Source organism: Nocardioides sp. DN36 (assembly GCF_055380375.1).
The window spans coordinates 4,128,681-4,149,671 of the sequence record NZ_AP043823.1; the positions used below are offsets into that span (position 1 = coordinate 4,128,681).

The 20,991-nt window shown below is 73.0% G+C and carries 21 protein-coding genes; 9 read left to right on the forward strand and 12 right to left on the reverse strand.

What is annotated here, in order from left to right:
• Positions 1 to 60: 60 nt before the first annotated feature.
• Positions 61 to 792 carry a hypothetical protein gene (locus ACZ43H_RS20775; RefSeq protein ID WP_464586111.1) on the reverse strand — a complete coding sequence of 244 codons (732 nt, stop codon included), beginning with the start codon at positions 790 to 792 and terminating at the stop codon, positions 61 to 63.
• Positions 793 to 862: 70 nt separating this feature from the next.
• Between ACZ43H_RS20775 and ACZ43H_RS20780 the strand changes: the two genes are divergently transcribed.
• Positions 863 to 1,861, forward strand: coding sequence for a glutathione S-transferase family protein (locus ACZ43H_RS20780; RefSeq protein ID WP_464586113.1), 999 nt, complete (start codon positions 863 to 865; stop codon positions 1,859 to 1,861).
• Here the strand turns inward: ACZ43H_RS20780 and ACZ43H_RS20785 are convergent.
• Positions 1,858 to 2,043, reverse strand: a complete 186-nt coding sequence (locus ACZ43H_RS20785; protein WP_464586115.1) for a hypothetical protein — start codon at positions 2,041 to 2,043, stop codon at positions 1,858 to 1,860. The genes ACZ43H_RS20780 and ACZ43H_RS20785 overlap by 4 nt on opposite strands.
• 117 nt (positions 2,044 to 2,160) lie before the next feature.
• On the opposite strand from ACZ43H_RS20785, the gene ACZ43H_RS20790 reads away from it, so the two are divergent.
• Positions 2,161 to 3,075 (forward strand): cation diffusion facilitator family transporter, encoded by a 915-nt coding sequence (locus ACZ43H_RS20790; RefSeq protein WP_464586117.1) that lies wholly within the window; start codon positions 2,161 to 2,163, stop codon positions 3,073 to 3,075.
• Positions 3,076 to 3,181: 106 nt separating this feature from the next.
• Here ACZ43H_RS20790 and ACZ43H_RS20795 read toward each other — a convergent pair whose 3' ends face one another.
• From ACZ43H_RS20795 to ACZ43H_RS20805, 3 genes are read right to left on the reverse strand one after another with little or no spacing between them, the layout of a single operon-like run.
• On the reverse strand, positions 3,182 to 4,960 hold the full coding sequence (locus tag ACZ43H_RS20795; RefSeq protein ID WP_464586119.1) for a TIM barrel protein: 1,779 nt from the start codon (positions 4,958 to 4,960) through the stop codon (positions 3,182 to 3,184).
• Positions 4,960 to 5,853 (reverse strand): shikimate dehydrogenase, encoded by an 894-nt coding sequence (locus ACZ43H_RS20800; RefSeq protein WP_464586121.1) that lies wholly within the window; start codon positions 5,851 to 5,853, stop codon positions 4,960 to 4,962. Before ACZ43H_RS20800 ends, ACZ43H_RS20795 begins: the two co-directional genes overlap by 1 nt.
• Positions 5,850 to 7,241 (reverse strand): MFS transporter, encoded by a 1,392-nt coding sequence (locus ACZ43H_RS20805; protein WP_464586123.1) that lies wholly within the window; start codon positions 7,239 to 7,241, stop codon positions 5,850 to 5,852. The genes ACZ43H_RS20800 and ACZ43H_RS20805 overlap by 4 nt, the downstream gene beginning before the upstream one ends.
• 126 nt (positions 7,242 to 7,367) lie before the next feature.
• Here ACZ43H_RS20805 and ACZ43H_RS20810 point away from each other — a divergent pair, with 126 nt between their 5' ends.
• The gene (locus ACZ43H_RS20810) at positions 7,368 to 8,366 is read left to right on the forward strand and encodes a LacI family DNA-binding transcriptional regulator (RefSeq protein WP_464586125.1); all 999 of its coding nucleotides are present in this window, start codon (positions 7,368 to 7,370) and stop codon (positions 8,364 to 8,366) included.
• A gap of 74 nt (positions 8,367 to 8,440) precedes the next feature.
• Here ACZ43H_RS20810 and ACZ43H_RS20815 read toward each other — a convergent pair whose 3' ends face one another.
• Positions 8,441 to 9,412 (reverse strand): helix-turn-helix transcriptional regulator, encoded by a 972-nt coding sequence (locus ACZ43H_RS20815; protein WP_464586127.1) that lies wholly within the window; start codon positions 9,410 to 9,412, stop codon positions 8,441 to 8,443.
• Between the two features lie 61 nt (positions 9,413 to 9,473).
• Here ACZ43H_RS20815 and ACZ43H_RS20820 point away from each other — a divergent pair, with 61 nt between their 5' ends.
• Together ACZ43H_RS20820 and ACZ43H_RS20825 are read left to right on the forward strand one after the other, a co-directional pair.
• Positions 9,474 to 10,040, forward strand: coding sequence for a DinB family protein (locus tag ACZ43H_RS20820; RefSeq protein ID WP_464586129.1), 567 nt, complete (start codon positions 9,474 to 9,476; stop codon positions 10,038 to 10,040).
• A gap of 98 nt (positions 10,041 to 10,138) precedes the next feature.
• Positions 10,139 to 10,573, forward strand: a complete 435-nt coding sequence (locus tag ACZ43H_RS20825; RefSeq protein WP_464586131.1) for a nuclear transport factor 2 family protein — start codon at positions 10,139 to 10,141, stop codon at positions 10,571 to 10,573.
• Between the two features lie 7 nt (positions 10,574 to 10,580).
• On the opposite strand, the gene ACZ43H_RS20830 is transcribed toward ACZ43H_RS20825, so the two are convergent.
• Both ACZ43H_RS20830 and ACZ43H_RS20835 read right to left on the reverse strand, forming a co-directional pair.
• Positions 10,581 to 10,793, reverse strand: coding sequence for a hypervirulence associated TUDOR domain-containing protein (locus ACZ43H_RS20830; protein WP_464586133.1), 213 nt, complete (start codon positions 10,791 to 10,793; stop codon positions 10,581 to 10,583).
• Positions 10,790 to 11,257, reverse strand: a complete 468-nt coding sequence (locus ACZ43H_RS20835; protein ID WP_464586134.1) for an SRPBCC family protein — start codon at positions 11,255 to 11,257, stop codon at positions 10,790 to 10,792. Before ACZ43H_RS20835 ends, ACZ43H_RS20830 begins: the two co-directional genes overlap by 4 nt.
• A 200-nt stretch (positions 11,258 to 11,457) precedes the next feature.
• Here ACZ43H_RS20835 and pdhA point away from each other — a divergent pair, with 200 nt between their 5' ends.
• The 3 genes from pdhA to ACZ43H_RS20850 all read left to right on the forward strand — a co-directional run bounded on the left by pdhA (position 11,458) and on the right by ACZ43H_RS20850 (position 15,192).
• Positions 11,458 to 12,639 (forward strand): pyruvate dehydrogenase (acetyl-transferring) E1 component subunit alpha, encoded by a 1,182-nt coding sequence (pdhA, locus tag ACZ43H_RS20840; protein WP_464586136.1) that lies wholly within the window; start codon positions 11,458 to 11,460, stop codon positions 12,637 to 12,639.
• Positions 12,639 to 13,619 carry an alpha-ketoacid dehydrogenase subunit beta gene (locus tag ACZ43H_RS20845; RefSeq protein ID WP_464586137.1) on the forward strand — a complete coding sequence of 327 codons (981 nt, stop codon included), beginning with the start codon at positions 12,639 to 12,641 and terminating at the stop codon, positions 13,617 to 13,619. Before pdhA ends, ACZ43H_RS20845 begins: the two co-directional genes overlap by 1 nt.
• A 73-nt stretch (positions 13,620 to 13,692) precedes the next feature.
• Complete coding sequence (locus tag ACZ43H_RS20850) at positions 13,693 to 15,192, forward strand: dihydrolipoamide acetyltransferase family protein (protein WP_464586139.1); 1,500 nt, start codon at positions 13,693 to 13,695, stop codon at positions 15,190 to 15,192.
• 227 nt (positions 15,193 to 15,419) lie between these two features.
• On the opposite strand, the gene ACZ43H_RS20855 is transcribed toward ACZ43H_RS20850, so the two are convergent.
• Positions 15,420 to 16,913 (reverse strand): carboxyl transferase domain-containing protein, encoded by a 1,494-nt coding sequence (locus ACZ43H_RS20855; protein WP_464586140.1) that lies wholly within the window; start codon positions 16,911 to 16,913, stop codon positions 15,420 to 15,422.
• Between the two features lie 148 nt (positions 16,914 to 17,061).
• Here ACZ43H_RS20855 and ACZ43H_RS20860 point away from each other — a divergent pair, with 148 nt between their 5' ends.
• Positions 17,062 to 17,667 (forward strand): nitroreductase family protein, encoded by a 606-nt coding sequence (locus ACZ43H_RS20860; RefSeq protein ID WP_464586142.1) that lies wholly within the window; start codon positions 17,062 to 17,064, stop codon positions 17,665 to 17,667.
• A 6-nt stretch (positions 17,668 to 17,673) separates the two neighbouring features.
• Here the strand turns inward: ACZ43H_RS20860 and ACZ43H_RS20865 are convergent, their stop codons facing one another.
• The 3 genes from ACZ43H_RS20865 to ACZ43H_RS20875 form a co-directional block, all read right to left on the reverse strand.
• The gene (locus ACZ43H_RS20865; protein WP_464586143.1) at positions 17,674 to 18,684 is read right to left on the reverse strand and encodes an NAD-dependent epimerase/dehydratase family protein; all 1,011 of its coding nucleotides are present in this window, start codon (positions 18,682 to 18,684) and stop codon (positions 17,674 to 17,676) included.
• A gap of 194 nt (positions 18,685 to 18,878) precedes the next feature.
• The gene (locus ACZ43H_RS20870; protein WP_464586145.1) at positions 18,879 to 20,363 is read right to left on the reverse strand and encodes a M1 family metallopeptidase; all 1,485 of its coding nucleotides are present in this window, start codon (positions 20,361 to 20,363) and stop codon (positions 18,879 to 18,881) included.
• Complete coding sequence (locus ACZ43H_RS20875) at positions 20,363 to 20,932, reverse strand: RNA polymerase sigma factor (RefSeq protein WP_464586147.1); 570 nt, start codon at positions 20,930 to 20,932, stop codon at positions 20,363 to 20,365. Before ACZ43H_RS20875 ends, ACZ43H_RS20870 begins: the two co-directional genes overlap by 1 nt.
• Positions 20,933 to 20,991: the final 59 nt, after the last annotated feature.

Sequence of the window (20,991 nt, forward strand, 5' to 3'; positions counted from 1 at the left end):
GCCTAGTCCGGCACGTCTTGTAGGCGACACCCCGCGAGGTCGGGTCAGAAACGTGCCGGACTATCCGACGTGAGCGGCCTCGGCGCGCTTCTTGATGCCCAGCAGCATCCGGCGCTCCATCACCGCGTGGGGCAGCTCGAGGAGGAGGTAGTAGGGCAGGGCGGCGAGGCCGCGGTCGACGTGGGAGCGGGCGATCAGGCGGCAGCCGCCGTCCCAGTCCGGCTCCACGACGTAGCCGCCCCAGCCCTCGATGACCAGGGCGTGCGGGGGGTCGACCTCGGTGACCCGGGTCGCGAACCCCGGAGCGAGGACGAGGGGGTCGCCGGGCTCGAGGTCCTGCCACTCGGCGTGGATCTCGTCGGCCGTGTGGAGCCGGCAGCCGGCGAGGTTCTCCAGCCAGTCGTAGGAGTAGAAGCCGCCCTTGTCCTGCCCGATCTGCACCAGCCACGGCCAGACCTCGTGCGCCGGCGCCCGGACCGTGACGGCGCGGGTGCTGGTCGAGAGCGGCGGCCGCTCGCCGTCGCTCGGGTAGCGACGCCGCCGCTCCTCCTCGGTGGCTCCCCAGTGCCGCAGCCGCGGCCGGACCGCGCCGGCGTACACCCAGGGGAGCGCGAGCCCGGCGGCGGTCACCGCCCACGCCGTACGCCGTGCCGTCGGTCCGCGGGCCCGGTCGGGCCAGCGGCGTACGGCGGACAGCGGCGCCGTGACCGCGCCCAGCGCCAGCAGCAACGGACCGCCCGAGACCACCGTGAGCGCCCGGACTGCCCCGAACGGGGTCGGCTTCGTCGTCATGCCCCGACGCTCGGCGCTGGGCCCGGCGGACGGCAGGGTCGGACGTCCCCGATGTGGGTACACCACTGGCATGGACGACACCAGCGACCGGGCCGGAGCCACCTTCGTCAAGGCCGGCGAGGACTTCGACCGGGACATGGACTACATCCCGGACCGCATCACCTGGGAGGCACGCAAGCCCGACCACGGCCCGGTCGAGGGCGACCTGTGGCCGGTCGAGCCCGGCCGCTACCGGTTGATCGCGGCGCCGGCGTGCCCGTGGGCCAACCGGTCGCTGATCGTGCACCGCCTGCTCGGTCTCGAGGACGTGATCTCGGTCGGCCGGCCGGCGCCCACGCACGGCGAGGAGAGCTGGAACTTCGGCAACGACCCCGGTGGCGTGGACCCGGTGCTCGGGATCCACCGGCTGCAGGAGGCGTTCTTCGCCCGCGTCCCCGACTACCCACGGGGCATCACCGTGCCCGCGATCGTCGACATCCCGACCGGTCAGGTCGTCACCAACGACTTCCCGTGGATCACCCACGACCTCTTCCACGAGTGGCGCGACTTCCACCGTCCCGACGCCCCCGACCTGTGGCCCGAGGACCTCCGCGAGGAGATGGACGAGGTGATGGAGCGGGTCTTCACCGAGGTCGACAACGGGGTCTACAGCTGCGGCTTCGCGGGGTCCCAGGCGGCCTACGACCGTGCGTACGACCGGCTGTGGGCGGCGCTGGACTGGCTCGAGGAGCGGCTCACGGGTCAGCGCTACCTGATGGGGGACCGGCTCACCGAGGCCGACGTCCGGCTGTTCACGACGCTGGCCCGTTTCGACGCGGTCTACCACTCACACTTCAAGTGCAACCGGCAGAAGCTCAGCGAGATGCCGGCGCTGTGGGGCTACGCGCGCGACCTGTTCCAGACCCCGGGCTTCGGCGAGACGATCGACTTCGACCAGATCCAGGCGCACTACTACGTCGTGCAGCGCGACATCAACCCGTCGCAGATCGTGCCGAAGGGGCCGGACCGCTCGGTCTGGGCGACCCCGCACGGACGGGGGGCCGTGCAGGGTGGACCGGTGGGGGGCTAGAAGCCGCCGAGGCCGTGCCCGCCGGGCAGGTTGCCTTGGCTGTGAGGGGCGGCGTCGCTCTCGGACATCGCCTTGGACCTCCGCATGGAATCGGCGTCCACGCCCCGCTTGGCCCGCCCGCTGCTCCACCAGGCCAGCGCGACGCCCACGAGCACGACCGCCAGTACCACCCACCAGAACATCTGGTCCCCCTGTCTGCGATGAGGGCTGTGACTGTACGCCCGCCGGTGCGGTCGGGCGAGGCACGTCGCACGGCCCTTGCCACAATGACGTGATCGTCAGCGAGGACAGGAGGCCCCATGGGTCATGACCACGGCCACGCCTCCGGGCGGGCGGAGGACCGCGGACGGCTGCGGCTGGTGCTCGCGGTCACGGCCACCGTGCTGGTCGTCGAGCTCGTCGGTGCGTGGGTGGCCGGCTCCCTGGCACTGCTGGCCGACGCCGGGCACATGGCGACCGACGTCGCCGCGATCGTGCTGGCGCTCGGGGCGTCGTACGTCGCGACCCTGCCGGGCGGCCCGCGCTCGACGTTCGGCTACCACCGGGCCGAGATCCTGGCCGCGCTGCTCAACGCGCTGGTGCTGCTGGGGGTGTGCGGCTACCTGCTGTACGCCGGGATCGGCCGGCTGTTCTCGCCGGCGGACGTCGACGCCGGCCCGATGATCGCGTTCGCGGCGGTGGGGCTGGTCGCCAACGGCGTCTCGATGACCGTGCTGTCGCGTTCCGAGACCGGGTCCCTCAACCTGCGGGGTGCGGCCACCGAGGTGTTCGGCGACCTGGTCGGCTCGGTGCTCACGGTCGCGGCGGGCGTCGTCATCCTGACGACGGGCTGGCAGCAGGCCGACGCGGTCGCCTCGCTGCTGATCGCGCTGCTGATCCTGCCCCGGTCGTTCCTGCTGCTGCGCGACTCGGCGGCGGTGCTGCTGGAGATCGCGCCGCACGACCTGGACCTCGCCGAGGTCCAGCGCCACCTGCACGACCTGCCCGGCGTGGTCGACGTGCACGACCTGCACGCGTGGACGATCACCAGCGGGATCCCCAGCCTGTCGGCGCACGTGACGGTGACCGACGAGGCGCTGGCCGAGCACGGGGTGGGCGGGATCCTCGACCAGCTGTGCGTCTGCACGACCGAGGACTTCGGGGTGCGGCACGCGACGTTCCAGGTCGAGCCGGTGAGCCACCGCGAGCACGAGGACCTCGGCGAGGCGCACTGAGGGCATGCAGGAGTCACCGGTTCACCGGTGACTCCTGACGTTCTCAGCCGGTGCAACGCCCGAGAACGTCAGGAATCACCGGTCCACCGGCGATTCATCCACCGCGCTATCTCGCCTGCGCAGCCAGCCGCACGTGCGTGCCGGCGGCGCCGTAGCCGTCGTACCCGCCCCGCCGCTCGAGCAGCTCCACGTGGAACCCGGTGGCGAGCGGCAGCGTGAACGCGTGCAGCAGCTCGCCGTCGCCCACCCGGTCGTAGAGCAGCTGGTGCTCGCGCAGCCGGTCGAGCAGCTCGGGGTCCAGAGCGAACCGGGCATCGAGGTCCACGTAGTAGTTGTCGGGCACGCGCATCAGCGGCACGCCCCGGTCGCGCAGGGCGCGCACCTGCGCCACCACGTCGGTGCACGCGAACGCGACCTGGGTGATCCCCGAGCGCCTCGGGCTGCCCGGCCGGACGTCCTCGACGTTGAGCACCACGCGCAGGTCCCCGGCCGCGGGCCGCAGCGCGCGGCTGCGCAGCCGGCCGTGCGGCTCGATGAACTCCTCCACGGGGCCGGGCGCGAGGTCGAACAGGGTCCGGAAGAAGGCGACCTGCTGGTCGAAGTGCTCGGGGGGCACGGCGACCGCGACGTGGTCGATCCCGAGCCAGCCCTCGCCGGGACCGGAGGGTCCCGAGAAGTCGCGCTGCCAGTCGTCGGCGGCACCGGGCTCGGCACTGACGAACACGTGCAGCCCCGAGGGCGACGTGACGCCCGGCAGCAGCGCCTCGCCGGCGCCGCGGGTGCGGTCGACCGCCGGCCACAGCAGCGCCTTGGCCCGGTCCGCGACCGTCTCGAACGCGGGGGCGGCGACGCCGAGCGCGTGGGGGACGGGGCCGACCGGTGGGGCGTCGTTGACGACGAGGCTCGCTGCGCCGTTGCGCCACCAGGTCACCGGCTTGGTGCGGTGCCGCCCGGCGACCGTGAAGCCGAGCGACGTCAGCAGGTCGGGCAGGCCGGCCGTCCCGCTGACCTCGACGAACGCCCCGTCGACCCGCGCCGGTGGCGGTGGCGCGGCGGTCACCGGCCCGTCGACGACCGCGGCCAACTGGTCCTCGAGGAAGAGCAGCGAGCGCATTGCGTCCTGGGCGGTCTCGGCGGGGTCGGCCTCGCGGACGGCGTCGCTGAACACCTCCAGCGACAGCGGCCCGCGGTACCCGGCGCGCAGCGTCGCGGCCACCACGCCCGCGACGTCCAGCGTCCCCTGGCCGGGGAAGCACCGGAAGTGCCGGCTCCACTCGAGCACGTTCATGTCCAGCACCGGCGCGTCGGCCACCTGCAGGAAGCCGATCCGGTCACCCGGCACGCCGTCGAGCGCGGACCCGTCGTCGCCGCGCGCGAGCAGGTGGAAGGTGTCGACCGCCAGCGTGACCGCCGGGTGGTCGGCACGGCGTACGACGTCCCACGCGTCGCCGACCCGGTTCAGGTGCCGGCCCCACGCGAGCGCCTCGAAGGCCATCGTCACGCCGTACGACGCCGCCAGCTCGCCGACCCGGTGCAGCTGCTCGGCGGACAGGTCGCGGTCGTCGACCGTGTCCGCGCCGACGTTCGAGCAGGCCAGGAACGTCGGGGCGCCGAGCTCGGCCATCACCTCGAGCTTGGTGCGCACCCGGTGCAGCACCGCGTCCAACCGCTCCGGGTCGACCCCCTCGACGTCGCGGACCGGCTGGAACAGGTCGATGGACAGGCCGAGGTCGGCGCACCGCTGCGCGACCTCGCGCGGGCTCAGCGGGCTCGCGACCAGGTCGTTGTCGAACAGCTCGATGCCGTCGAAGCCGGCCGCGGCGACCGCGGCCAGCTTGTCGGCGAGCAGCCCGCTCAGGGAGACGGTGGCGATGCCCGTGCGCATCAGGCGGTCAGCTCCCCCGACGTCAGCCGGCCGAAGTGCCGCGCCATCCGGTCCGCGTCGGGGACCCGGCCGGTGAAGTACTCGAACGCGCCGACCGCCTGGTGCACCGCCATCCCGCCCCCGGGGACGACGCGGCAGCCACGGGAGCGGGCCAGCCGGACCAGCTCGGTCTCGAGCGGGAAGTAGACGACGTCGGAGACCCACAGCCGGTCGGTGACCAGCCGGCCCGGGACCGCCATGCCCGGGTGTCCGAGCATGCCGATCGGGGTGGCGTTGACCAGGCCGCGTGCGTCGGCCAAGGCCCGCTCGAGGTCGTCGACGGCGGTGACCCGGTGGTCGCCGAACCGCTTGGCGAGCCGGACGGCGCACGCGTCGGCGCGGTCCCGGTCGGCATCGAGCACGGCGACGTGCTCGGCCCCTTGCTCGAGGAGGCCGTAGCCGACCGCGACCCCGGCACCGCCGGCGCCGACCAGGACGACCCGGTCCTCGACGGCGTCGGGGAGGGTCTGGCGGAACGCCCGACCGTAGCCGGACCAGTCGGTGTTGCGGCCCAGCATCCGGCCGTCACGGAAGACGACGGTGTTGACCGCGCCGAGGTCGTGGGCGTCGTCGGAGAGCTCGTCGAGGAGCGGCACGACCGCCTGCTTGAACGGGTGGGTGATGTTGAGCCCGTCGAAGCCGAGCCGCCGCGCCCAGGCGAGCACCTCGGGGAGGTCCTCGACCGTCAGGCCGGTCTTCTCGGCGTCGATGATCCGGTAGCTCAGCAGCAGCCCGGACTCGCGGCCCTCCCGCTCCTGCATGGCCGGGGTGAGGGAGGCGCCGATGCCGGCGCCCACCAGGCCGAGGAGGTACGACGTCTTCTCGACGCCCGCTGCGGTGACCGGCTCGCTCACGACGCCACCCCGACCGTGACGGCGCGGTCCTCGACGCGGGTCTCGCGGCGGACACCCACGTCGCGGGTGGCCAGCCGGTGGGTGTTCGAGGGGCCGGTGAGGACGGCGACCGCGGAGACGAGGCAGGCGCCGGCGGCGAAGGCCGCGACCTTCCACCAGTTGTCGGCGTCGCCGCCCATGATCCAGCCGGCGATGGTCGGCGTGAACCCGGCGAGGGCGAAGCCGAACTGGGTGCCGACGGCCATGCCGGAGAGGCGGACGCTGGTCGGGAAGTACTCGGCGTACGTCGCGGGCCACACGGCGTTGGGCATCGAGTAGACGACGCCGGCCAGGGCGACGCCGAGCACGAAGGTGAGCGCGGCGTTCCCGGTGGAGATCGCGCCCAGGAACCCCACGACGAGGACGGCGCTGCCGAGCAGGCCGGAGACGAAGACGGGCTTGCGGCCGACGCGGTCGGAGAGGCGGGCCCAGAACGGGATGGTCGCGATCGCGACGAGGTTGGCGACGATGGCCAGCCAGAGCATCGTGGTGGAGCTGATCCCGACGCCGTAGTCGTCGGAGGTGGCGAAGTTCAGCGCAAACACCTGGAAGGTCGTGTTCACCATGGCGATGAACGCGGCGAAGAAGACGCGCAGCACGCCCCGCCAGTGGTGGCGGAAGAGCAGGCCCAGCGGCGTGTGGGACGCGGCGGTCGTCATGTCCGACTTGTTGGCCAGCTCCTGGGCCTCGAACTCCGGGGTCTCGTCGAGGGTGCGGCGGATCAGGAAGCCGATGACCACGACCAGCGCGCTGAGCCAGAACGGCACCCGCCAGCCCCACGACTGCAGCTGGTCGTCGGGGAGGATCGCGGCGAGCGGCAGGAACACCGCCGGGGCGAGCACCTGGCCGCCCTGGGTGCCGCTGAGCGTGAAGCTGGTGAAGAAGCCGCGCCGGTCGTCGGGCGCATGCTCGAAGGACATCGAGTTCGCGCCGGCCTGCTCGCCGGCGGCCGAGAGGCCCTGGAGCAGGCGCAGCAGCACGAGCATCGCGGGGGCCAGCAGGCCCACCTGGGAGTACGTCGGCAGGCAGCCGACCAGGAAGGTCGAGATGCCCATCAGCAGCAGCGTGCCGACCATGACCTTCTTGCGGCCGAGCCGGTCACCGATGTGACCCATGAGGAACGAGCCGATCGGGCGGGCGACGTACGCGACCCCGAACGTGGCCAGCGACGCGATCGTCGCGGCCGACTCGTTGCCCGCGGGGAAGAAGACGTCGGGGAAGACCAGGGCCGCGGCGGTGCCGTAGATGGCCAGGTCGTAGTACTCCAGGGCGCTGCCGCTCCAGGCGGCGACGGCGGCCTTCTTCGGTGTGCGTCGGGCGGTGTCCCGGCTGGTCGGTGACTGGGTCATCTCTCGGTCCTCACGTCTCACCCTGCTGGTCCAGGGGCTCGTCGTCGAGTGTGGAAGTGGCGGCCGTCACATGGCAATCGTTTGCCATTTCTTGCCATACTGGAGCCGTGATCACCCTGGAGCGCCATGCCTGAGCGTCGGCGTCGCGCGACCATCACCGACGTCGCGGCGGCCGCCGGCGTCGCGCCCTCGACGGTCTCCCGGGCCTTCAGCCGCCCCGGCCGGGTCAACACGCACACCCGCGAGCACGTGCTCGCCGTCGCCGAGCAGCTCGGCTACGCGCCGAACCCGACCGCCCGGGCGCTGGAGTCCGGGCGGAGCAGCACGCTGGCGCTGCTGGTCCCCGACATCACCAACCCCTACTTCGCCGGCGTGATCAAGGGTGCCGAGCGGGCCGCCGCCGCGGCCGGGCTGACGCTGGTGCTCGGCGACACCCAGGAGAACCCGGCCGCCGAGGAGGAGCTCGTACGCCGGCTCGGGCCGGCCGTGGACGGCTTCGTGCTCAGCGCCTCGCGGATGCCCGACGCCCGGCTGCGCGAGGCCGCCGAGATCAACCCGCTGACCCTGGTCAACCGGGCGACCCCGGGGGTGAGCTGCGTCGTGGCCGACTACGACAACGGCACCCGCCAGATCGTCGACCACCTCGCCTCCCACGGGCACCGGTCCTTCGTGTTCCTCGGCGGCCCCGCGGAGTCCTGGTCGGGCGCCCGGCGCTGGGCGGGGCTGCGGGCCGCGGCCCAGGCCCACGGCATGAGCGCGACCCGGTTCGGTCCCTACACGCCGACCCTGGCGGGCGGTCCGGCCGCGGCCGACGCCGTGCTCGCCGCGCGGGCCACCGCGGTGGTCGCGCACAACGACATGCTGGCGATCGGTGTGCTGCGGCGCCTCGCCGAACGCGGTGTCGACGTGCCCGGCCAGGTCAGTGTCGTGGGCTTCGACGACATCTTCGGCGCCGACTTCTGCGCCCCGCCGCTGACCACGCTCGCCGAGCGCACGGAGGACGCCGGGGCCCGCGCGGTCGAGGTCCTCGCGCAGCAGGCGTACGCCGGGGTCGCCGAGCCCTCGGCGCGGGTGCTCCCGACCCAGCTGGTGGTGCGCGCCTCGACCGGCCCGGCGCCGGGTTGAGGCCTGCATGAATCACCGGTGCACCGGCGATTCATGACGTTCTCAGCCGTTGCACCGGCTGAGAAGTGCAGGAGTCACCGGTCCACCGGTGATTCCGACAGGCCCGCCCGCACCAGGTTCCGCCCGATGAACCGCACCGCCTCCTGCACCTCGAGCGGGCCGAGGACGCGGAACGACGTCTGCAGCAGCGCGAGCTGCTGGGCGTACCAGAGCGGCTCGTCGGTCGAGCCGACCAGTCGGGTGCGGTCGTCGTCCAGCGGCTCGAGGCGACCGAGGCTGCGCGGGATCCAGGTGGCGACGCGGGCCGCAGGTGCGTCCACGACGACCTCGACCTGGTGGGTCCAGCCGTCGGAGAGGTGCTCCTCGACCGCGCTGAGCGGGTCGAGGTCCGCGGGCGGGACGAAGGTCTGCTCGAGCGGCTCGACGCGCGCGACCCGGTCAAGGCGGAGCACCCGCCGTCCGTCGCTCGTGTGGGACCAGCAGAGGAGGTACCACCGGCCGTGCCGGGTCACCACGCCCCACGGGTCGACGTCCATCTCCCGGTCGTGACCGGCTCCCGTGCGGTAGCCGAGCCGCAGCCGGCGCCCCGCGGCGCAGGCCTCCACGACCTGCACGGTCGTCTGCGGGTCGGGGGTCGTGTCCTCGTGCGTCCGGCGGGCGGCGCCGATCCGGCGTACGGCGTCGGCCGGCTCGGCGACCGGGGCCGGGAGCGCCCGGATCAGCTTGCCGAGCGCGCTGCCCACCGGGTCGGTCGTGTCCCCGGCCGCGTGGTCGCCCTCCAGGACGGCCATGACCAGCGCCAGGGCCTCGGTGGTGGTGAACATCAGCGGGGGCAGCCGGTGCCCGCGTCCGACGCGGTAGCCGCCGTACCGTCCCCGCTCGGACTCGACCGGTACGCCCGCCTCGCGCAGGACCGCGACGTACCGGCGCGCGGCCCGGCCGGACACCCCGAGCCGCTCGCCGAGCCGCTCAGCGGTGATGCCCGGGTTGGCCTGCAGGAGCTCGAGGCAGACGAGCGCGCGGGCGGTCGGGTTGGTCTCGTCCACGCCTTCATCGTCGCACCCAAAGCGGAAACGATCCGTCCGCTTTGATCCCTAGGGTGTCGCCATGACGACTGAGACCCACACCCCACCACCCTGGGAGCCCCCGGTCGCCGGCACCGAGGTCGAGCACCTCGTCGGCGCCCTCGACCGCCAGCGGACCACCTTCCGCTGGAAGGCCGCGGACCTCGACGCGGCCGGGCTGCAGACCAGCATCGGCGCCTCCACGATGACCCTCGGCGGCCTGCTCAAGCACCTCGCGTTCGTTGAGGCGTACTACTTCCGGCTCAAGCTGGCCCAGGAGTCGCCCGGCGACCCCTGGGAGAGCGTCGACTGGGAGGCCAACCCCGGCTGGGACTGGTCCTCGGCGGCCGACGACACCCCCGAGGAGCTCTACGCGCTGTGGGACGGCGCGGTCGCGACGTCGCGCGCGAAGCTGGACGCGGCGCTCGCCGAGGGCGGGCTCGACCGGTCCATCGACCTCTCGTGGCCCGACGGGCGGCAGGCCAGCCTGCGCCGGATGCTGTGCGACCTGCTCGAGGAGTACGGCCGGCACACCGGTCACGCCGACCTGATCCGCGAGGCCGTCGACGGGCGGACCGGCGAGGACCCGCCGGCCGACTGGCGCCCCTGAGGAGACCGGCCGTCGACGGCGGGTCGCGGCAGGAGGGGCCGTCACTGGTGACCTCTGGCCGTGACCGCCGCGGCGGTCGCGGGGCTAGGTTCGGCGACATGAGGAGCATGCTGGAGCGCCTCACCGAGGCGCAGAACACCCACGACGCCGAGCTCATGGCCTCCCACTTCGCGGAGGGCTACCGGAGCGACCAGCCCGTCCATCCCGGCCGCGTGTTCACCGGCCGCGCCCAGGTGCTGGAGAACTGGACCGCGATGTTCGCGGGGGTGCCGGACTTCCGGGCCGAGCTGCTGGCCTGCGTCCGGGATGGAGACGTCGAGTGGGGCGAGCTCGACTGGCGCGGTCGACACACCGACGGCACGCCCTTCGCGATGCGCGGCGTCATCATCGCGACCGTGCGCGCCGACCTGATCGCCGAGGCCCGCCTCTACGTGGAGCCCGTGGAGCTGAATGGCGAGGACATCGCGGCCGCCGTCGAGCAGCTCTCCCGGCCGCCCGGCGCGACCGGTGCGCCCGGCGCGGCCGGTGCGTGAGGCGACCTCAGGCCTTCTCCACCTCGCTGCGCAGCTTGAGCACCCGCGCGCCGTCGGACTGCTCGATGACGTACGCCGGGTCGTCGTCGCTGCCGTCGCGGGTGATCTCGCTGCCCTGGAGGGTCCGGGTCACCTTGTCGCGGTGGATCTCGACGACCTTCCCGGTGGCGGTCCCGTTGCCCCAGGACCAGCTGACCTCGCTGCCCGTGCGGATGCTCATGCGCCCTCACCCGCGCGTGCGGCGTCCTCCTCGGCGGCCGCGGACAGCCGGACCAGCGTCTCCTCGATGCCGCGCCGGTTCCGCCCCGGGAATCCGGTGACCTCGATGAAGGTCGACCAGAGCCGGTTGTAGCGCGAGTAGTCGAAGGACTCGGTCACCCGGGTGCCGCCCTCGACCGGCTCGAGCTCGTAGCGCCAGCGGTGGCCGCCGAAGTGCCGCCAGGCGATGCGGCGGTCCTCCTCGAACTCCACGACCCGGTTCCGGATCTTGTACGGCAGGCCGTACATCTTCATGTCCATCCCGAACTGGGCGCCCTTCGAGAGCCGCTCGGGGCCCGAGACGGTGCCCTGCAGCGTGCCGGACCCGTCGATGCGCGGGTGCTGGCGCGGGTCGGCGAGGATCGCGAAGACGACGTCCGGCGGCGCCGCGACCGTGGTGCTGGCGGAGACGATGCGTGAGCTCATGGGACCGACAGTAGGCGCAGGCCCCGAACCGCCCCGGCTGTCGACCCGGCGGATTGGCCCCGGCCCGCAGCACCCCGGTAAGTTGTCCGCGAGCCCGTTGTGGTCCCGATCACAGAGCGCACCACCCCCGCGCCGCTGGTCGGATCCCGCCGATCGGCATGCGGAGACCCCGCGGAGCCGATGACCTCGAAGGAGTGCACGTGACCCAGTCCGGAAGTCCTGGCTTCGGCCCCGATCTGGTGGAGGTCTTCGGACCGTCGCAGTCAGACGGTGGCCCCGAGCTCGTCCAGCTGCTCACCCCCGAGGGCGAGCGCGTCGAGCACCCCGAGTTCAGCTTCGGCGCCGGCATGTCCGCCGACGACGAGGCCGAGATGGTCCGTGGCTTCTACCGCGACATGGTCCTGACCCGTCGCATCGACACCGAGGCCACCGCCCTCCAGCGCCACGGCGAGCTCGGCATCTGGGCCCAGCTGCTCGGCCAGGAGGCCGCGCAGATCGGCGCCGGCCGCGCGCTGCGCCCGCAGGACTACGTCTTCCCGACCTACCGCGAGCACGGCGTGGCCTACTGCCGCGGCGTCGACCCGCTGAACCTCCTCGGCCTCTTCCGCGGGGTCGACCACGGCGCCTGGGACCCGAACGAGAACAACTTCGGGCTCTACACGATCGTCATCGGCGCCCAGACCCTGCACGCCACCGGCTACGCGATGGGCATGCAGCGCGACGGCGTCGTCGGCACCGGCGACCCTGACCGCGACGCCGCCGTGATCGCTCACTTCGGCGACGGTGCCAGCAGCCAGGGCGACGTCAACGAGGCGTTCATCTTCGCCGCGTCGTACAACGCGCCGGTCGTCTTCTTCTGCCAGAACAACCAGTGGGCCATCTCCGAGCCCATCGAGCGCCAGACCCGCATCCCGCTCTACCAGCGCGCGCTCGGTTTCGGCTTCCCCGGCGTCCGCGTCGACGGCAACGACGTGCTGGCGACGTACGCCGTCACGCAGGCCGCGCTGCAGCGCGCCCGGGACGGCCAGGGCCCGACGTTCGTCGAGGCGTACACCTACCGGATGGGTGCCCACACCACCACCGACGACCCGACCCGCTACCGGCTCTCCGACGACGTCGAGCACTGGAAGCTCAAGGACCCGATCGCCCGCGTCGAGGTCTACCTCAAGCGCAACGGGCTGGCCGACGACGCGTTCTTCGACGAGGTCAAGCAGGAGGCCGACGACCTCGGCCACCACCTGCGCGAGGGCTGCAAGGCGCTGCCCGACCCGCAGCCGATGAGCATGTTCGACCACGTCTACGCCGAGGAGACCGACGAGCTGCGCGCCGAGCGCGAGGGCTACGCGGCGTACCTCGAGTCGTTCGAGGGGAGCCACTCCTGATGAGCACCAAGATCACGCTCGCCAAGGGCCTCAACATGGGCCTGCGCAAGGCGATGGAGGACGACCCCAAGGTCCTCGTCATGGGTGAGGACGTCGGCAAGCTCGGCGGCGTCTTCCGGATCACCGACGGCCTGCAGAAGGACTTCGGCGAGGACCGCGTCATCGACAGCCCGCTCGCGGAGTCCGGCATCGTCGGCACCGCGGTCGGCATGGCGCTGCGCGGCTACCGGCCCGTCGTGGAGATCCAGTTCGACGGCTTCGTCTACCCGGCCTACGACCAGATCGTCTGCCAGGTCGCGAAGATGCACTACCGGTCCAAGGGCAAGAGCAAGATGCCGATGGTCATCCGGATCCCCTTCGGTGGCGGCATCGGCGCGGTCGAGCACCACAGCGAGTCGCCGGAGGCGCAGTTCGCGCACACGCCCGGCCTCAAGGTGGTCGCCTGCTCCAACCCGGTCGACGGCTACTGGATGATCCAGCAGGCCATCGCGTGCGACGACCCGGTCATCTTCCTCGAGCCGAAGCGGCAGTACCACGCCGACAAGGCCGAGCTCGACGAGAGCGCCCAGCCCGAGCCGCTGTTCACCTCGCGGGTGGTCCGCCAGGGCACCGACGTGACCGTGCTGGCCTACGGCCCCACCGTCAAGACCGCGATGAAGGCGGCCGAGGCGGCCGCCGTGGAGGGCAAGTCGCTCGAGGTCATCGACCTGCGCACCCTCTCCCCGCTCGATATGGGCCCGGTGCTGGACTCGGTGCGCCGCACCGGCCGCGCGGTCATCACCCACGAGGCGCACGTCAACCTCGGCATGGGTGCGGAGGTGTCGGCGCGGATCACCGAGGAGTGCTTCTACTCGCTCGAGGCCCCGGTCCTGCGCGTGGGCGGCTTCGACACGCCGTACCCCGCCTCGCGGATCGAGGAGGACTTCCTCCCCGACCTCGACCGGGTGCTGGACGCCGTCGACCGCTCGCTGAGCTTCTGAGGCTTGGGTTGAGGTGCGAGGGCGCCCCGCGCCTGAGCCTCGAAACCCGGTGACCTGAAAGGAAACCGTACGCATGTCCGAGTTCAAGCTTCCCGACGTCGGCGAGGGCCTGACCGAGGCCGAGATCGTGGCCTGGAAGGTCAAGGTCGGCGACGTCGTCGCGATCAACGACATCATCGTCGAGATCGAGACCGCCAAGTCCCTGGTCGAGCTGCCGTCGCCGTTCGCCGGCACCGTGCTCGACCTGATGGTGCCCGAGGGTGAGACCGTCCCCGTCGGCACGCCGATCATCTCGATCGGCGACGCCAACGCGGCGCCGGCCCAGCCCGCCGCGGCGGCGGCACCGGCCGCTCCGGCCCAGCCCGAGATGGAGATCGACCTGTCCAACCCGCGCGCCTCCGGCGGCGGCGAGGGCGAGAGCCTGGTCGGTCGCAACAAGGTCGAGCGCGGCGCCGTACGCCGGGCCCGCAAGGGCGCGCCGACCGCGGGCGTGGCCGTCGGGGCCGCGGCCGCGCACCAGCAGACCCAGGGCGCGTTCGAGCCCGGTCCCGCGCCGGTGGTCGAGGCCGCCGACGAGCCCGCCGTGCCCGCCACCTCGGCCATCCCGGCCGGGGGGCGTCAGCAGGCGACCGCGCTGGTGCCCGATGCGGTGACCTCGCCGACCGCCGCCCGCGCGCTGGCCAAGCCGCCGGTGCGCAAGCTGGCCAAGGACCTCGGCATCGACATCACCCGGGTCACCCCGACCGGCCCGAACGGCACCGTCACCCGGACCGACGTCGAGTCCGCGGCCTCCGGCTCGGGCGCGACGTCATACGAGCCGGCTGCCCCGGCGACCACGTCGTACGACGTCCCGGCCGGCCAGCGCGAGACCCGCGAGCCGATCAAGGGCGTGCGCAAGATGATGGCGCAGGCGATGAGCCAGTCCGCCTTCACCGCCCCGCACGTCACCGAGTGGATCACCGTCGACGTGACCCGCACGATGGAGCTCGTCGAGCGGCTCAAGGCGCGCCGCGAGTTCCGCGACGTCAAGGTCTCGCCGCTGCTGGTGCTCTCCCGCGCGGTGATGCTGGCGATGAAGCGCACCCCGGAGATCAACTCGTTCTGGGACGAGGCGGCGCAGGAGGTCGTCCTCAAGGGGTACGTCAACCTCGGCATCGCCGCGGCGACCCCGCGCGGGCTGGTCGTGCCCAACGTCAAGGACGCCGACTCGCTGTCCCTGCTCGAGCTCGCCGGTGCGCTCAACCAGCTCACCGCCACCGCGCGCGAGGGGAAGACCCAGCCGGCCGAGATGAGCGGCGGGACGTTCACGATCACCAACGTCGGCGTCTTCGGCGTCGACGCCGGCACGCCCATCATCAACCCGGGCGAGTCGGCGATCCTCTGCTTCGGCGCGGTCCGCAAGCAGCCGTGGGTGGTCACCGGGGCGGACGGCGAGGACGAGCTGGCGATCCGCCAGATCACCACGCTGGCGCTCTCCTTCGACCACCGGCACATCGACGGCGAGAAGGGCTCCCGCTTCCTCGCCGACGTCGCCGGCATCCTCGAGGACCCGGCCACGGCCCTGCTCTTCTGAGTCACTCCCCACGCCGAGTCGGCGCTGGTTGACGCCCCACGTGGTCAACGAGCGCCGACTCGGGGTGCTTCGGGGGACCGGCGCCGCAAGGGCGCGCTCACCGGGGCGACGTCCAACTGCCCGGCCTGATCCGCCGCCAACACTTGTAACGCTCCGTTAGGGACTCTGGTGCTCCGCCACAACGGCGCCCCAGAACCCCTAACGGAGCGTTACAAGCGGCGGAGCGCTCACACGTAGCGGCGAGCCCGCTCCGCGGGGGAGCCCGGACCGGAGTCCAGGAGCGCGGCCAGCTCGTGCTCGAGCACCGCGCCGACCCGCTGGCAGAACGCCTCGGGCTCGTCGGCGGCGTCGGGCATCTCGGCCACGATCCTGTCCACGATCCCCAGGTCGCGCAGGTCGAGGGCACGCACCCGCTGCGACCTGGCCATCTCTGGGGCGTGGTCGAGATCGCGGTGGACGATCGCGCTCGCGCCCTCGGGCGGCAACGGGGAGAGCCACGCGTGCTGGGCGGCCACCACCCGGTCCGCGGGCAGGAACGCGAGGGCGCCGCCGCCGTTGCCCTCGCCCAGCATCAGGCACAGGGTCGGCGCGTCCAGCGTGACCAGGTCGGCCAGGCAGCGGGCGATCTCGCCGGCCAGCCCGCCGTTCTCGGCGTCGGCGGACAGCGCGGCACCCTGCGTGTCGATCACCGTGACCAGCGGCAGCCCGAGCTCCGAGGCCAGCCGCATGCCGCGGCGGGCCTCGCGCAGCGCCTCGGGCCCCATCGGGTGGTCCGCGGTCTGGCCCCGCCGGTCCTGGCCGAGGAACACGCAGGGCGCCTCACCGAAGCGGACCAGCGCGAGCAGCAGGCCCGGGTCGTGCTCGCCCTGACCGGTTCCGTTGAGCGGGATGACGTCGCTGGCGGCGTACTTGAGCAGCCGGCGTACGCCGGGCCGGTCCGGCCGGCGCGACCGGGTGACGGCGTCCCAGGTCTCGACGTCCGGCAGCGGGGTGAGCGGGATCGGGGCCGGCACCGGCTCGATGCCGTGCCGCGGGGCGAGCAGGATGGTGAGCGCCCGGTCGAGGATCCCGGCGATCTCCTCCGGCGCGACGACCGCGTCGATGATGCCGTGCGCATAGAGGTTCTCCGAGGTCTGCACGCCCTCGGGGAACGCCTTGCCGTAGAGCGCCTCGTAGACCCGCGGCCCGAGGAACCCGACCAGGGCGCCCGGCTCCGCGACGGTCACGTGGCCCAGCGACCCCCACGAGGCCATCACGCCGCCGGTGGTGGGGTGGCGCAGGTAGACGAGGTAGGGGAGCCCGGCCGCCTTGTGCGCCGCCACCGCCTCGGAGATCCGCACCATCTGCACGAACGCCGGCGTGCCCTCCTGCATCCGGGTCCCGCCGCTGACCGGCCCCGCGAGCAGCGGCAGGCCCTCGCGGGTGGACCGCTCGATCGCCGCGACCAGCCGGTCGGCGGACGCCCGGCCGATGGAGCCGGCGAGGAACGCGAACTCGCCCATCACGACCGCGACCCGGCGACCGTGCATCAGCCCCTCGCCGCTGAGCACGGACTCGTCGACACCGCTCTTCTGGGCCGCGGCGGCGAGCTCGGCGGCGTACTCCTCGGAGATGTCGCCGCGCACCGGCGGCTCGTCCCACGACGTCCACGACCCCTCGTCGAGGACCAGGTCGATGAGGTCGGCGGCGGAGAGACGCGAGGGGCGCGGTGAGTTCGTCACCTCCGGAAGGCTAGTGCGCGCACCGGCCGCCGGAGGACGTCATAGGTTGCCGTCGCTGGGGCGACAGTTTCGTACGACGTCGGGCTCGACCTCCGCCGCGAGCGGCGCGGGTCGGGAACACCCGGCCTCGACGGCCCGTTCGCCCCTCGTGACCCTCGACGCCTCGTCCGCCCTGCTCCCGCTGCTGCGCGACCGCCGCAGCGTCCGGTCGTACGACGACACCCACGTGCTGGACGACGACGAGCTCCGGGCGCTCCTCGAGGCGGCGCGGTGGGCGCCCTCGGCCGGCAACTCCCAGCCGTGGGCGTTCCTCGTCGCCCGGCGGGGGGACGCCGCCCATCAGGCGTTCGTGCCGCTGCTGTCCCGGGGCAACCTGTCCTGGGCGCCGCGGGCCAGCGCCCTGCTCTTCACCCTCCACCAGGTGGCCACCGGGCCGGAGGACGACGCGTTCGTCTACTCCGACTACGCCGCCTACGACCTCGGGCAGGCGGTCGCCCAGCTCAGCGTGCAGGCGCTCGCCCTCGGCCTCGTGGTCCACCAGTTCGCCGGGTTCGACCACGAGCGGCTGGCCGAGGTGGCGCGGGTGCCACGGCACTGGCAGGTCACCACCGGGGTGGCGCTGGGCCGCGCGCTCGCGGGGGACGAGCCGGGCGACCCGCTCGCCCGCGAGCGCGACGGGCGCCCGCGCACGCGCAAGCCGCTGACCGAGGTGGCCTACGGCGCGACGTTCGGCGAGGGCCTCGACCTGCACTGACCGGGCTCAGCCGCGCTCCTGCCAGGCGCGCAGCACCTTCTCCTCCGCCTCGCGCGACCAGCCGGTGACCGCCGCGTCCGGCGTCCCGCGCAGCCAGAGCAGGGTGTCGCGCGCGGTCTCCGACAGCGGTCGGGTGGTCAGCCCGGCGTCGTACGACGCCGACACGTCGTGGGCCATCAGACCGGCGTACTCCGGCAGTGGCAGCCACACCGGGACCGAGGCCGGCCCCATCCACGGGGTCACCTCGTGCTCGACCAGGAAGTCCTGGTCGACGGCCGTGAACGTCGTCGACGTCGGGTCGTGCAGACCGAGCTCCCGCGCGGCTGCCGCGACCGCGTCGGTGAACGCCGCCCGGGTCGTGGCCCGGCCGGTGCCGTCGAAGGTGCCCGTGCGGCGGTCCTCGGAGCAGGTCACGATCCAGGCTGCGAGGTCGCGCACGTCGATGACCTGCACCGGGTCGTCGGGCGAGCCGGGGACCAGCACCTCGGGGTGGTCGGCGGTGTCGGCCAGCCGCGCGGGCCAGTAGGCGAAGCGTCCCGAGGGGTCGCCGGGGCCGACGATGAGTCCGGGACGGATGACGGTGGCCGACGCGGCGCCCTCGGTGACGGCCTGCTCGCAGGAGACCTTCATCGGGCCGTAGGCCTCGGGGTCCTCCTTCAGGTCCACGTCGTCGTGGACCGGGTCGCGCAGCGGGAGCGTGCCCGGGCCGCCGCCGGGGATCGAGTCGTCGGCATAGACGTTGATGGTGGAGACGAACACCCAGTGGGCGCTGGGGGTCCGCGTGACCGCGGCGCGCACCCACGAGGGGAGCCGGGCCACGTCGACGACCGCGTCGTACTCGTCGGTGAGCTCGTCGGGCAGCCCCGCGGACCGGTCGGTCGCGAGGTGCCGCACCCCCTCGGGCAGGGACCCGGAGGAGCCGCGGCACGCGCAGGTCACGTCGTGACCGCGGCGGACCGCCTCCTCGGCCACCGCGCGGGACAGGAACACCGAACCACCGAGCACCAGGAGTCGCATGGCCCCACCGAACCGTGCCGGCCGCCCGGGGGCAACGGTTTCCGCTCTGGGCAGAAGCGACGGGTCGGCGTCGTACGGCGTGAAGCTGCGACGGGTCGGCGTCGTACGCGGTGAAGCTGCGACAGGTCGGCGTCGTACGCGGTGAAGCTGCGACGGGTCGGCGTCGTACGCGGTGAAGCTGCGACAGGTCGGTGTCAGGAGCGCGGGGAGGTCTTCCCCAGCAGCCAGGCGTCGAAGAGGGGTTCGAGGTCCTGCCCGGTGCGTTCGGACCAGAACGACACGATGTCGTCGTAGGTCGCGTTCCCGTCCTCGTGGGCCTCCGGCCAGGCGCGCACGCCGGACCAGAACGCCTCGTCGCCGACCCTGCGGCGCAGCGCGTCCCACATCAGGGCGGGGCCGTAGTAGACGTTGCCCTCGCCGAAGGTCGCCGGGTCGAAGTCGGCCGGCGGGCCGGACTCGCGGCGCATCACGGGCTCCTGGGCGGCCCAGCCCTGCAGCACCTGCTCGAGCGGGACGCCGGTGTTCTCGGCCTGCCACAGACCCTGGAGGTACATCGCCATGCCCTCGCTCATCCACACGCCGCTCCAGCTGGCGGGGGTGACCACGTCGCCGTACCACTGATGGACCATCTCGTGCACGAGCACCTCGGGGGAGGTGGCGTAGTCGGTCTCGCCGAGGGTGAGCATGGTCTGGGTCTCCATGCCGCTGCGCGAGTCGACCAGGACGATCCCGAGCGAGGAGAAGGGGTAGGGCCCCAGCTTCGCCTCGATCCAGTCCAGCTCGTCGGCCGCGGAGCGCAGCCCGGCGGTGAGGTCGGGCCGGTCGGTCGGCACCCAGTAGGACACCGGGACGCCGCTGTCGGAGCGGTCGCGCACCTCGAGGTAGTCGCCGATCGCGATCGTGGTCAGGTAGGACGCCGCGGGTTCGTCGAGGTGCCAGCGGGTGACCGTGTCGCCGTCGACCTCCTCGCGGGACTCGAGGGTGCCGTTGGCGACGCCGACCATCGGGGACGGCGCGGAGATCGTGAAGTCGTAGAGCGCCTTGTCGGAGGGCTGGTCGTTGACGGCGTACCACGAGTAGGCGCCGAAGGGCTCCTGCATGGTCCACACGCTGCCGTCGGCGGTGGTGGTCCAGCCGACGCTGTCGAAGTCGGAGCGGGTGGTGGGCGCGGCCACGGGTTCGGGGGTGCCGGAGTACTCCACGACGAGCGTGTGCCGCCCGTCCTTCGACACGGGGGCGTGCACGACCAGGTCCTTGCCCGGGTGGTCGAAGTCGACGTCCTCGCCGTCCATGTGGACCGACGTGACCTCGAGCGCCTGCTCGAGGTCGAGCTGGAACCGTCGGGCGTCCCGGGTCGCGCGGAAGACCAGCGTCTCGACACCCGTGAGCCTGGTCGCCCCGGGCGACCAGGTGAGGTCGAGCCCGTAGTGCAGCGCGTCGACGCCGGGGTCGCCCACGTCGGGGTAGATGTCGTCCTCCACGGGCGTGCTCAGCGCGACGTCCAGCGCCGGGTCGTCGGTGGCCGGCGTCCTGTCGTGGGCGGCCGCAGGGCTCGAGGGGGTCGCGGAGCGCTCGGTGCTCCCCGGGCCCGGGTCGTCGGCCGAGCAGCCGGCGGCCAGACCCGACGCGAGGAGGGCCGCCGCGAGACCGATCGGGAGGCCGGCCCCGATCCGGCCCATCAGTCGCGCGCCCGCAGCAGCGGGCGGGCCAGCTTGCGGCCGTGGTGGATCTGCGCCTTGACGGTGCCGAGCGGGGCGCCGACCTGCTCGGCGATCTCCTCGTAGGACATGCCGTAGACGTCGCGCAGCAGCAACGGCTCGACGAACTGGGGGTGGTCGCGCTCGATGCTCTCCATCGCCTCGAGCAGGTCCAGCCGGGTGCCGGCGATCACGCTGGTGGTGCGCGGGTCGGGCTTCTCGAGCGGGAGCACGTCGCTGGCGACCGCCTGGTTCTTCATCCGGCGGTACGTCGTCCGCGCGGAGTTCACCGCCACCACGTGCATCCAGGTGGTGAAGCGGCCCCGGCCGCCCCAGGTGCCGATCTTGTTGGCGATATTGATCAGCGCCTCCTGGCAGGCGTCCTCTGCGTCCGGCGAGTAGGGCAGCACCCCCCGGCACACGTTGAGCGCCCGCGGCCGGACGGCGGCGAGCAGCGACTCGAGCGCGTCGCGGTCGCCGTCGCGGGCCCGGCGGGCGAGGTCGTCGATCTCGTCTGCGGTGAAGGCGTCGTGCGTCGTGTCCCCTGGCATGTCGAACATCCTGCCCCGCTCCCTCCAATTCATGTAGCCGGAACTCATGGAGCCGGACG